Here is a 12,707-nt window from a genome sequence, read left to right on the forward strand (position 1 = left end):
TGCTCACTCATTATTCATTATTTCATATACTTCTTCAAGTCTAATCCATTTATCTTTTTTAACTGCTCAACTACAATTGCGACATTCATCTTAGCACCTGCTTCACCAGTGTGCGTATGGTCGCCATGAAACAAAGGAGCTACTTTTTCGCTGCCCATTTTATCATACTCATCAGCAATGAGGTTGTTCAGATCAATAAAGTAAGCGCCTTCTGATTGAGCCACTTCCTGGGCCCATTTGCCATAGTCACCAGATGCTCTTTTCACTTTACTTCCCTCCCATTGGTTCCTTGGAATCAAAGAACAAACAATGGGAGTGGCCCCTTTGGATTTCGCATCATTGATATACTTACGCATGTACCAACCGTAACTATATACCACTTCCTGCTTTTTTGTAATAGGATTGTAAATCTCTTTCGACTCTGTGTCAATACCTTTAATAGTACCGCGGGCGCGGGCTGTATCATCCAGCGGGCCAGAATCGTTGTGTCCAAATTGCATGATTACATAATCTCCCTTTTTAAGGTTGGCCATGATCTTATCCCAACGTCCTTCCGTAATGAATGTGCGGCTGCTGCGGCCACCCATAGCAAGGTTTTGCACACTGATCCTTGTAGTATCGAAGTATTGGGCCATAAAGCTGCCCCAACCCCATTGTCCATTGCTACCTGTGCCAGCTCCGTTGCGAACTGTTGAATCGCCAATGATATACAGTGTTGGCTTTGGCTTTAACATCAAGACCGTGAAAGAGGTCAGAGCTATAAAAGCTATTACTAATAAGGGTTTGACAAACTTGCTCATTTAGTTGTTGCTGTTTTTGTTAGTGATTTATTTGACTGATTAAAGCTGATATTGGGTTTAGGTGCTTTCTTCATGCCTGCCCCTAAATAAAACCCGGTATGCGGCGGCTGGTTGTAGGAAACATTCTGCCAGGCAATACTTAAGCGGTACTGAGGGTCGTGCATCAATGTGTAAAACTTATGGGTGGAAGGAATGGTGGTTGTGTAGATGCGCAGCTCTTTATTGTCCTTCGTCCTCCAGATCACCTCTTCGCGCCAGTCACCGAACAAGTCAGCAGACAGGCAGGGTGTGGCTTTAGTACCATTATTGGATGCACATTCCTCAGCCGTGAGCAAACGGTTGGTGGTTTGTGAATTCCAATTCCATTTATCAATATGATTGCCATCAAGCAACTCTCTTGTCAGGTCGTCATCCCACCAGATCACGAAGTTGGTAGAAGAAGGTGTTTGCGCTGAAATAGTTCTACCCTTTGCATCACGCAATCCTCCTGGTCCACCCCAGTTTTCAAAACCTTCATGTGTAGGATCTATATCAGCTGCAACACCGCGGCCCACATCCACACCGGGGGCTAAGGAGAACAATATTTTACCGGTCCTGGCATCAAACTGCGCTACGCCAGGTGTATGTAAAGCTTCTGTCTTTTCTTCCGTTTCATGAATCCCAAACACTTCCAAACCGGGATGAGCAGGATCCAAATCGCTCACATGAATAGCATCTCCATGACGCAATCCTGTTGTGTACAAACCTTTGCCATCATCATCAACAGTCATCGCACCAATACAGATTTCGTCTTTGCCGTCTTCATCCATATCAGCAACTGTGAGGTTGTGATTGCCCATGCCAGAATAAGGATTGTTAGCGTCTTTCGAATCAAACACCCAACGCTGGGTCAGTTGACCATTCCGCCAGTCCCAGGCTGCTAACACAGAACGTCCATACCAACCACGCACCATTACAGCACTGGGCAATTTGCCATCCAGGTAAGCCACACAGGCAGTAAAGCGATCTGAACGGCTGGCTGAATTGTCATTGCCGCCATTGCCACCTATGCCTCCCCAACCATCCAGTGGATAGCGGGTAGGAACATATTCTGCAGAAGCCATGGCTTCACCGGTCATGCCATTGAATACAGTCAGGTATTCGAGACCATTGGCAACCTTACCATACATGGCTCCTTTGGAATCACCATAAGTGCGCCAGTCTTTAGAAGAATCACCAACCATCTTTCCTGTACCATCGATTGTTCCATCAGCCGTCTTGCAGATCATCTCCGCTTTGCCATCACCATCAAAATCATAGACTAAGAACTGTGTGTAGGCAGCCCCTGAACGCACGTTCTTTCCAAGGTTGATACGCCACAGCAATGTGCCATTCATTTTGTAAGCATCAATGATCTGCGGACCAGTAAAACCTGTCTGTGGCGGATTCCTGCTATTAGAGGGATCCCACTTTACAATGATCTCGTATTCTCCATCACCATCCAGGTCACCAACCGACGCATCATTGGCAGTGTAGGTGTATTTGCTGCCCGTTACTTCACCTGCCGGAGGTGGTTGAATGGGAACAGACAAATATTGTTGCGCAGGAGCATTGGCCTTTACGATGAAAGCATTACTCTTAGCTTGTTCCTTGTTTTTTACTATGGGTTTTACAAAGTAGCTATTTTCCAGAGAGAGGTTGGCACTACTGTCGATGAAGTTTGTATTGTTAGTAATTGGCTTATTATTCAGCTTTACTGTATTACCATTGGCCGATCGGTAAAGGTCAAACGCAGTTTCTCCTGGTTCTGATGCCAGCAAGCGCCAGCCAACATAAACTTTACCATTGTCTTGCCTGACAGCTATGAGTCCACGGCTCAAGTTCTCCATGAGACGCTGCGCTTGAACACTGTTTGTATTCAAAAGCACAAACGCGAGGAATGGAAATGATAGCTTACATAATTTCATTTGAAATTCTTTATTTACTCTCTTGTTTTTCTGTCAACGTATTTCAATAAATCGGGTATCCTGCTTGCTCCATGCATTGATTGTATACAGTTTGCCGCTTCATCCACATCCATACCCATTGCTGTCACATATAATGGTCGTTCACTCTTCCCGCGGTATACCTCTCTTACATATTTTGAAACTCCTTTGAAACTTCTTTTTGCTACACCGATCACAGGGATCCTCTTCTCCAGCACTTCAAATAAATGCCCTCCTAATCCATAGGTACCCTCATCATCTAAAACCGTATAGCCGTCAATCACAATCACATCTTTGTTTTGAAGACTCAGCTTCTCGAACAGTTTTATTATGCAGGGTAGTTCTCTCTTATAAAACGCGCCGGGTGTATATGCCTCAACGCCATCCACCATTGCTATATAAGTTTGCAGTGGTTCAGCATCGCTCCAACTGGCAAACTCTATCCCTACAGCTTTGGCTCTATGATCAAGATAGTATACATCAACGGCGATCTTCATGGTCAATAGTGAATGGTCAATAGTGAATGGTGAATGGTGAAATTCATCACTTATTACTTCCCTTCATGATAGCCACACCATTGTTTTGCTTTGGCTGAATCAATACAATGTTGGGTTTTGGTGGCTTATTCATGCCTTCTCCCATAAAGAAGCTAGTATGCGGCGGTTGGTTGTATGCAACGTTTTGCCAGGCAATACTCAAGCGGTATTGAGGGTTGTGCATGAGCGTATAGAAGCGGTGCTGTGTTGGAATTGAAGTAGTGAAAATGCGCAGCTCTTTAGCATCAGCTGTGCGGTAAATCACTTCTTCCCTCCAGTCGCCTAAAATATCTGCAGATAAAACAGGATTTGATTTTGTACCGTTGTTGTGCAAACAATTGTACTGGCGTGCCTGCAGCAGGTTTTGTGTTTTGCTGTTCACATAATCCCATTTGTCAATCGTAGTTCCATTCAGTATTTCACTGAGCACATCACCATCCCAGAAAATGCCCATATTACACGCAGGAGTCTTATCTGCAATCTTGTTCCCTTTTGCGTCAAACATACCAGTAATACCGGCACCAGCAACCCAGCATTCATAGCCGGGGTAACGAGGGTCGATATCCAGAGCCAAACCCCTGCCCGGGCCTTCGCCATCTTCACCAGCCTTTACGGATGCTTTCTTCCAGATGATTTCACCAGTCCTGGCATCACGAAAAGAAGCACCTGCATCATCAAAACGTTCTTGTATATCAAAGACCTCCATGCCGGGGCGTTGTGGGTCCAGGTCGGAGACGTGCAATGCATCACCATGGCCAAGCCCAGTTGAATACAGCCCTTTGCCATTATCGTCGATGGCCATGGCGCCAAATATGATCTCGTCTTTACCATCACCATCTACATCTGTAACCGTCAGGTTATGATTGCCCTGCCCGCGGTAAGCGCGATTCTTACCCGAGCTGTCATCACTATCAAATGTCCAGAGGTGGGATAATTTACCATTGCGGAAGTTCCAGGCAGCCAGTACTGAACGGGTGTAATACCCTCTTGTCATTACGAGGCTAGGTGTTTTGCCATCGAGGTAAGCGATCGCTGCCAGAAAGCGGTCCACGCGGTTGCCATAGCCATCACCCCAAACTTCTTTGAGTTGCTCTGTTGATGGGTTCAATTCTGAAGGGTGGCGAGGAGGGATAAAGCTTGTTGTAGATAAAGCAGCCCCGGTCAGGCCATCAAATACAGTAAGATATTCAGGACCTGCTAAAATATAACCACGCTCGTTGCGCCAGTCTTTAGTGGAATCGCCTATTACATTACCTTTTCCATCTATAGTGCCATCTGCAGTTTTCATGGCTACTTCTGCCCTGCCGTCACCGTCCAGGTCATACACCATGAACTGGGTGTAGTGAGCGCCTTCGCGAATGTTTTTGCCAAGGTTGATGGTCCAGAGTAAAGTACCATCCAGTTTATAGGCCTGGAAAATGGGAGCATCCGTGATACCCGCCTGGCTATTGTCGCGGCCCTTACCGGCCTGGTGCAATACGATCTCATATTCACCATCGCCATCCAGATCGCCAACCGAACCATCATTGGGGGCATAGCCTGCAGGTGTTTGCAATGGTATAGAGAAATATGGCTGGTTGCCTTCCTTTAAAGCAAAAGGTTTGCTGGCAGTGCCTTCTTTTCCTTTTACAACTGTCTTTACAAAGTAGGCATATTGATGCGAAGTATCGGCAGTAAGATCTCTAAAACTCGTAGTAGTGCGTATGGATTGTTTGTTCAGTTTCTCTGCCTTTCCATTGCTTGAAGCCCTATATACATTGAAGGCAAGATCCTCTGGTTCAGTACCCAGTTGACGCCAGCTGACAAATACTTTTCCTTCACTATCGCGGACAGCAACCACGCCGCGGTCAAGGTTTTCCATTTGGCGCTGGGAAAATACGGTTAATGAGGTGAGGGTCAAAAAAGAGAGGCTGAGTAGAATTGATTTTTTCATGATGATAAACAAATCGATTTAAAAATGATTTCGATTAGAGGAAAGATCTGTGATGAATGATGAGTAAACAGAATAAATACGAGCACTCATCATTCATTACTGATCATTCATTTCTATAAGCTGACGCCGTTTGAGTTCTTTACACTTACAGTGCTGTTGTCTTTTGATTTGATATTAACCTGCTTCAATGTCCATTGTTGAGCATAGATAATATCACCTGCAGCAGCCGCATTGATGTCTACTTTAGAGAAGTTGAAGTTCTGCAAAGGAGATTGTTCCAGTCCACTAGCATTGATAGCTTTCTTAGCCTGTGCCACTTTTACATTTGAAACATAAATGTCTTTGAACTTCGGAATGCCTTTCTCTGCCGGTTCCACTTTTTGCAACATGGTTTTCCAGTGTGAAGGCAGCGTTTCATAAGTATATCCTTCAGGCAATTTGGAATAACTGTAAGTAGGATTCCAGTTCATGGTGTACATGAAAGCATTGCCTACGCTGTCCATTACTACATTCCTGAAATAGATGTCCTCTACCACACCGCCACGGGTTGTAGCTGATTTAATATGAAAGCCGTTACCGGTACCTTTAGCAACCAGATCTTCAGCCAATACATGCCGGATACCACCTGAGGTCTCACTACCCAGTGTCAGCAAACCACCACCTTTGCGGGCAACAGATTTGCGGATCACTACATACTCGGTTGGACGATTCACACGAAGGCCATCCCAGTCGCGACCAGATTTAAGGCAAAAGTCATCATCATTGCAATCAATATCGCAGTTTTGAACCAGCACCCAGGAGGAAGAATCTACATCCACACCATCAGTGCTGGGACCGTGACCATCTTCATTGTTGCGGATGGTAACGCCATCTACAGTAACGTGGTCAGAGTACAGAACCTGTACGGTCCAGAAGCCAGCGTTGGAGAAGGTCAAACCTTTCAAAGTAACATCAGAAGAGGATTGTACCAGGAAGGTACGTACGCGCTTGGCGTCATAGTCTACGATCCAGCGCAGCCCCTTAGCTTCATATTCCTTACGCATTGCCCAGTATTTATCCCAACAGAATTTGCCTTGTGCGTTTACTTTACCTTCGCCACTCACTGCCACATTCTTTTGATCAACGATGTTGATGAGGGCTGCAGGCCACTTCATTTCGATACCAGCAATGCGTGTATCCATTTCAGGATAATCTGCAAAATCCTGGCTGCCTTTAATGAGTACTCCTTTATCTATTTTCAGGTGCACACCGCTCTTGATGAATATAGAACCCATGAGGTATTCACCAGGCTTGAAAGAAACAACACCGCCACCATTGCTGGCACAGGCGTCAATAGCAGCCTGAATGGCTTTGGTAGTAACTGTTTTGCCATCACTAACGGCTCCATAGTTATTTACCCAGTATACTTTTTTAGAAGAAGGCTTTTTCCTTGCTCCTACCTTTTTCGTCCAGTCCAGATTTGGCTTTTGAGCAAAAGAAGGAGCAATGGTTAGCAACAGGAAGCTGGCAAACAAGATAGCTTTCATGAGTCAAGGTTATTTGAATGGGGAAAGGTAAGGCTGGCAAGGTTGATAGCTATCCTGAGGCATCCTGTTAATTAATGTTAAGGGATTTTGGAGTTTGGAGTTGGGGTGGGCAAAACTTGGAAGGTGGGGGCTGGTTTTGTATCTTTAGGCACAGCCCTGTTGCCTCCGTTCAGGGCATTGAAGGCGTTCTGCCAGCAGGTTGTTTTCCCCTTATTTAGGAGCATTTGCTCAATTCAGATCGAAGCATAGTCGAAGGATAGTCGAAGGATGGTCGAAGGATGATCGAAGGATGGTCGAGGTAACATCGGCTTAGATACGCTTAAAGTATACTTATGGTACGGCTTAGCTATGGAGTAGGCATACAGTCAGCATGGAGTAAGTGGAGGGAATGGAGGGATGCTGTTGGAATACTCTATCCCTACTTTAAGTATACTGAAGGTATACTGAATCTATACTGAATCTACGAAGGATACATGGATTAACATGGAGTAGAATGGAGAGGAAAAGGATGTAGTGGATGCTGATTGGAACTGAATTATAGCAAAAAAGCACAGGCAAAACACCTGTGCTTTTTTGAATTTGGTTATACGTGAAACAACAGCTAGTCTCTCTTTGCCTGGAAGCCGGAAACGAGGTTTTCGAATTCTTTTTTGCTTACTGAGAATACGGTTCCATGACGTGTGCCTTTAGGGAACTCAACTTTGTCAGAGATATCTGTCCAATTGACGAGATCGGTGGAAGTTACAGCACCGTAGGCATGATCCCTGTATATATCGAAATACACGAGCCATTGGTTGCCGATTTTAATGGCTGTTGGGCCTTCTGCCCAGTAATTGCCGGTAATGGCTTTTGAAGGAGCGCTGTAAGGCCCTTTCAACTTTTTGGCGGTAGCTACACGGATATTCTTTTCTACTGGGTAGCGGGTTTCATTTTTCAGGAACATCACATAGCGCTTTCCATCTTTTAAGATAGTAGCATCGATTACATTAAAGCCAGGTTCATACAACAGTTTTGTTTCGCTGTAAGTCTTAAAGTCTTTGGTTGTGACATAATAGATGCGGTGGTTGTATTTGCTTTCTGAAGCGGTATCTATCAGCGGGAAACGACCGGTAATGGTTGTAGCCCAGTAGATCATATATTCTTTCTTTTTAGGATCGTAAGTGATCTCTGGAGCCCAGGTATTGCGGGCTTCCGGCTCGTGCTCCATTACGGGGATGTATTGCTGCTCAGACCAGTGTAACAGATCTGGAGAGGAAGCGTAGCCTATGCCCCTTTCGTTCCAGCTTACCGTCCATACCATGTGGAACTGGCCGTCGCCACCGCGGATGATGCATGGGTCGCGCATCAATTTGTCTTTGCCGGCGGTGGGTTTTAGTACGATGCTGTCATTGAAGAGTATATTCCACTTGTAGCCATCATTGCTGTATGTAAAGTGCAGGCCATCACCATTGCCTTTGAAATAGCAAAAGAGGTAGACATTATCATTGCTCTGCGACCATGCAGCCATGCACAGCAGTGATACAAAAAGGGTCAATAAAGTTGCGCGTTTTTTCATGCTTTGAGTTGATAAAGGAGTTCAAATCTATGCAACAGAAATGTTTAAAATGTCAGATTTACAATAATTAACCTTTTCGAGTGATGTTTTATCGAACTAAAGTCACACTCATCAGGCCGATCACGATGTCGTTTGCTACCGTTTTCAGTACAAGGCCTGCGAGTTCTTTTTCTTTGTTGAGGGGCAGGTCCAGTACTGTGGCAGCACCACCGTCTACAGCCATGGTGGAAAAGCCTTTGATGGTTGTAAACTGGTTGTAGGTTCTGCTATCCTGACCGCTTTTTAAATAAACACGCACGGGTTTTGGAGCATCGGTGGTAAAGGCATAGCCATCTACAAAGTAATCCTGCTCAATAGGCCACCAGTTTTCTGGATTTTTCAATTCCAGTTTTTCTGAAGAGCCATCCTTGTACAAAACTGTTATTTCACCGTTGGTGAAACGAGTTTGCATTGGGTTGGTAGAACCGGCCACCAGGAAGTAAGCATGGGAAGCGTTGCCTGAAAGGGGCAGTTTCACAGAATCTGGATAGTTATCCCATAAGGATGTAAACAGTATGTTTTTGCCACTTGCCGGAGTGGCCAAAGGCACGCCCTGAGACAGTACAATTTCGCCTTTGCTGCCTGCACGCTGACGCAGACCAGCATCATCAATATTGGCTGTAGTCATTGGATAGCACCAGTTACCAATACCTTGTACAGGCAGTTGCAAGGTTGGACTTGCCGGGCGTGGTGAAAGGTACTCTGTCTTGAATATATTGGTAACGCTGTTGTTGAAATGAGGCGCCAAGTCTACTTTTTCATACTGTACTGTGCTGCTATTCTGTACGTTCCAATTGATAACAGTGCTGGCCGTCAGTTGTTTACCTGCCGTTTCAAATCCGATCCTGTTACTTCCGGCGTTCAAAGCAGTTGCAGGAATTGTGATCAGAGATGATGTACTGTTTGCCTTGAGTTTGATTGCTTTGCTCCAGCCATTCACAGTTATATTACCATTTTTAGCAGCAGCTGTATTATTGCGGATGCGCAGTTTTACTATATTGTCTTTTTGTTCGTCAGCAGTAATGATCTGTAATCCTTTAACAGCTTCAAAACCCAGAGGCTGCCACCACTCAAACTGACCCTGCTTCATGTGGAGGAAGAAAGTTTTGTTTCCTGCGTCATCCTTTACCATGGCACTCATTTTACCAAAGTCATTAGAGGAGCTTATGAGCGCGTCCTGCGGGTCGTATACTTCAACCAGCACGGCTTGCTTCAGCCCAATAGAGAACATCTCACCTTTAGCAAGTTTTGCAGGTATAGCAGGTTTTTCCAAAGCGTATCCGATCCATGCTACTTGAATCAGGTATTTGTCGCTTTCTGCACTATTTATTTCCAGCACTGGCATGCCGACAGCATCTTTCACCACCTTCCATGGAACCTCTTTACCATTCACTTTTACGGAAGTTAAGGACTCTCTTTTGGCCTGTACTCTAAAATTCAATTTCATGCTTTTAGTATAAGCAGGAATGATGGTGTATTCATCAATATCGGCTTTTCTACCCTCCAGGCCGGTTTTATGGATGAATGAAAACTGTATATCAGGTGTCGTTAATGAGGCATTATTCCATGCAAGAGGCAAGCCCGGTTTGATATATAGTGTATCCTTCAACGCATTGGGCAGGATACCGAACAGCCCCTCGGTCAACGTTCTTGCAGCCATGCCGACAGGATCGGCAAAGTCGCGGTACAACTCCCCACGAATGGCATCATAAAAAGAAAGCTGCTGCATGTTGCCGGGAGAAGAACTAAGGTACATACTTTCCAAGAGCGAGCTTTTCCAAAGTTTATAAGCCTCTTCACTTCTTCCCCCTTGCCAGTAGGCTAACGCAGTATGCAGTACTTCAGCAAGTGCTACATTGTTGAGCGACCAGGTATATGGCTGCCAGTTGGTTGTTGAAATTGTGTACAGAGAAGTATCTTTCAGTCCTTTTGCCCGAATAGGAATACGAGGAATATTGGTGTCTATATAACGCAGTGCCTGGTATGCCTGGAAGGGATTGGGTACACGGGAGTCAATGGCGTGGTAAATTGTCCAAAGACCTGCAGAAGGGTGTACTTTTTTTCCGCCCAGCAAGTCCTTATACTCGCCATACCATCCTTTAGATGGTATCCACAATTGGTTCTGTAATGCTTTCAGTATCTTATCCGCTTCCTGCTGGTAAGGAGTTGGATCCTTACCAATCAGTTTAGCCAGTCCGGCGGCCAATTTATTTGCCCTATAGTTGTAAGAAGAAGAATGGGTAACACCGCCACCGCTATATTGCAAGGCATCGGAAGCCCAGATGCAGCAATAGGCATCATACAGGCCATCACCATCGGTATCGAAGTTTCGCTTTTCCCAATCCAGGTGACGCTGGAGTAGTGGCCACATTTCGCGAACATAAGCCGTATCGCCAGTGTACTGGAAGTGTGTCAGCAACTGGTCGACGAACACCAGGTTCATATCGTAATGGTGCGGGCGGAAGTCGCCATTTGGATTGCGGCAGATGTAGCCGCTGCTGAACATGGCTGTACCCAGTTTTTCGATATGCCTTGCCAGGTGAAGGGCGGTATCGGCGATCACTGGACCAACGGCAGGTGTTGTCAACTGTGATAATGCATAAGAGCTGAAATGTTTGCGGGCGCGGTCGTGCCAGCCAAGGGCATCAGCAGCATAAGCACCCCTCCAGGCGTTGAGCCGCATGCGCCAGGCAACGGCGCCATGCAGGTAGGAAGGATCTTCCCAGATAGCATCGGCGGCCATACTTAGAGCTCCGCCCAGGGTATTGATGTAGGGATCGGGCGTATTCAGCTTTATCCTTTCTGCCATTTTTTTCCTGGCTTCTTCTGCTCTTGCCTGGAGTTGTGCAGCTTCAGCGGTAGCAGCGCCCTTTGCATCGGGATTTTGCACCAGGAAGTGCAATGCCTCAGTTTGTAACGGCATTTGAGCGGTGAGTGCCGGTGTTTCTGACCCTGAGGAAGCGAGGAATTGAAGTGGTGATTCCTGCTTTGTCGCGTCACCAATTTTTAATTGGGCTGTAGCAGGAAAAACTCCGACCAGTTTCTTTGAAGGAACTGTATTAGCAGTGGTATCTCCATTTTGACTTGCCACATGTTTGATCTCGTAGCGGTCTTCTTCAGACAAGGGCTTTTTAGTCCCGTAGTAAAGAGAAAAAGTATTGCCCTTGATATTAAAAATGTTGTTCTTGCAGTATTCCGGTTTTAAGTAGAAAGAAGATTCAGGATCGGCACCGATGTCGCCATCGCGAGAGAACTTGGCTCCTGTAGCACCACCAAAGGCGGCAAACAGTATTACGTTGGAAGGGATGTTTTGTCCCTGCGCCTTTACGATGATTCCTTCACCTTCAGCCAGTGCCAGTATCGTGAGCTGGAGGGAGCCATTTCCTAATATTTGATCCTTGATCTCATAGAGCATTGAACCAGGCCGGTAGCGGGCCGTGATGCTTTTGGCGTTGATGAGCCACTTGCTGGTACTGCCTGAGATCAATCCAAACTTCAGGTTGCCACCCATACCGGGCATATAGAGTGCAAATTCGGGCAGATCGCCAGCTTCTGCACGGAAGGCTGTATTGGTGCCATAGAGCGCACGGTTAAAGCGCTTATCGCCATTTGTAATTACGAAGTCTTCACCCTCGGGACGGTAGCGCAGGGATCGTTCTTTACCATGCCACCAGAGAGCGGTGTTTTGTGCTAATACAGGTGAATTAGCTATGATTAGCAAGCAAATAATGGAATAAAGGATATTTCTTTTCATGTGGAAGAACCTGGTGTTAAAAGTATTAGGGTAAAGGAAAGGAATAAAAATAGGAAAGGTTTGGTGTAAGGTGATCCTAGTTGTTAAAAAATAACAGCTAATAGTCTTTGATGTATTACAAGTTGAACTCCACACCAAAGGCGGTGTGAAACCTGCTATGGCATATCAATTGCAGCGTTACAATAGTAAAAAATCATAATGCCAGAAAAAAAAACCATCAGGGCTGCCCAACGTGCAAAACGAGAAGGTAAAGCGCCGAGTACACAAGCCGGTGAGTTTGTACATGAGGAGATAGAACACATTCGCGAAGGGAAACATGAACCTATTTCCCAAACACGTTCCCGTGCCAGAGTACGTGCCTTGAAAAAAGAAAGCACTGCGGCGGCTTCCCATACGGCACTTTCCCGACAGACACATGCAGCGGCAAAGAAGCGCACTGCTTCAGAGCGCTCAGCTGCAGCAAAAAAAGCAGCAGTAACAAAAGGACCACGCGGACGATCATCGGCTGCAAAAAAAGCGGCAGCAACAAAAGGGCCGCATGGACGATCAGTGGCGGCTAAGAAAGCAGCACGCACACGAGCACGCAGGGCAAGCTGATGT

At 45.9% G+C, this 12,707-nt stretch carries 8 protein-coding genes; 1 reads left to right on the forward strand and 7 read right to left on the reverse strand.

Features of this window, described 5'->3' with window-relative positions:
• Nucleotides 1-17 precede the first annotated feature (17 nt).
• The 7 genes from OCK74_RS18870 to OCK74_RS18900 form a co-directional block, all read right to left on the reverse strand.
• Complete coding sequence (locus tag OCK74_RS18870) at nt 18-800, reverse strand: rhamnogalacturonan acetylesterase (protein ID WP_279298633.1); 783 nt, start codon at nt 798-800, stop codon at nt 18-20.
• The gene (locus OCK74_RS18875) at nt 797-2,746 is read right to left on the reverse strand and encodes a rhamnogalacturonan lyase (protein ID WP_279298634.1); all 1,950 of its coding nucleotides are present in this window, start codon (nt 2,744-2,746) and stop codon (nt 797-799) included. The genes OCK74_RS18870 and OCK74_RS18875 overlap by 4 nt, the downstream gene beginning before the upstream one ends.
• Before the next feature lie 14 nt (nt 2,747-2,760).
• The gene (locus tag OCK74_RS18880; RefSeq protein ID WP_279298635.1) at nt 2,761-3,261 is read right to left on the reverse strand and encodes an endonuclease V; all 501 of its coding nucleotides are present in this window, start codon (nt 3,259-3,261) and stop codon (nt 2,761-2,763) included.
• Nucleotides 3,262-3,307: 46 nt separating this feature from the next.
• Nucleotides 3,308-5,233 carry a rhamnogalacturonan lyase gene (locus tag OCK74_RS18885; protein ID WP_279298636.1) on the reverse strand — a complete coding sequence of 642 codons (1,926 nt, stop codon included), beginning with the start codon at nt 5,231-5,233 and terminating at the stop codon, nt 3,308-3,310.
• A 113-nt stretch (nt 5,234-5,346) separates the two neighbouring features.
• Entirely contained in the window at nt 5,347-6,759 is a 1,413-nt protein-coding gene (locus tag OCK74_RS18890) for a glycoside hydrolase family 28 protein (RefSeq protein ID WP_279298637.1), read from the reverse strand.
• Between the two features lie 601 nt (nt 6,760-7,360).
• Nucleotides 7,361-8,314 (reverse strand): glycoside hydrolase family 43 protein, encoded by a 954-nt coding sequence (locus OCK74_RS18895; RefSeq protein ID WP_279298638.1) that lies wholly within the window; start codon nt 8,312-8,314, stop codon nt 7,361-7,363.
• 88 nt (nt 8,315-8,402) lie between these two features.
• Nucleotides 8,403-12,107, reverse strand: coding sequence for a DUF4450 domain-containing protein (locus tag OCK74_RS18900; protein ID WP_279298639.1), 3,705 nt, complete (start codon nt 12,105-12,107; stop codon nt 8,403-8,405).
• Nucleotides 12,108-12,305: 198 nt separating this feature from the next.
• On the opposite strand from OCK74_RS18900, the gene OCK74_RS18905 reads away from it, so the two are divergent.
• Nucleotides 12,306-12,704: a DNA-binding protein gene (locus tag OCK74_RS18905; protein ID WP_279298640.1), complete on the forward strand. Its 399-nt coding sequence runs from the start codon at nt 12,306-12,308 to the stop codon at nt 12,702-12,704.
• The last annotated feature ends 3 nt before the right edge of the window (nt 12,705-12,707 follow it).

The organism is Paraflavisolibacter caeni, from assembly GCF_025628885.1.
Taxonomy (GTDB): domain Bacteria; phylum Bacteroidota; class Bacteroidia; order Chitinophagales; family Chitinophagaceae; genus Flavisolibacter; species Flavisolibacter caeni.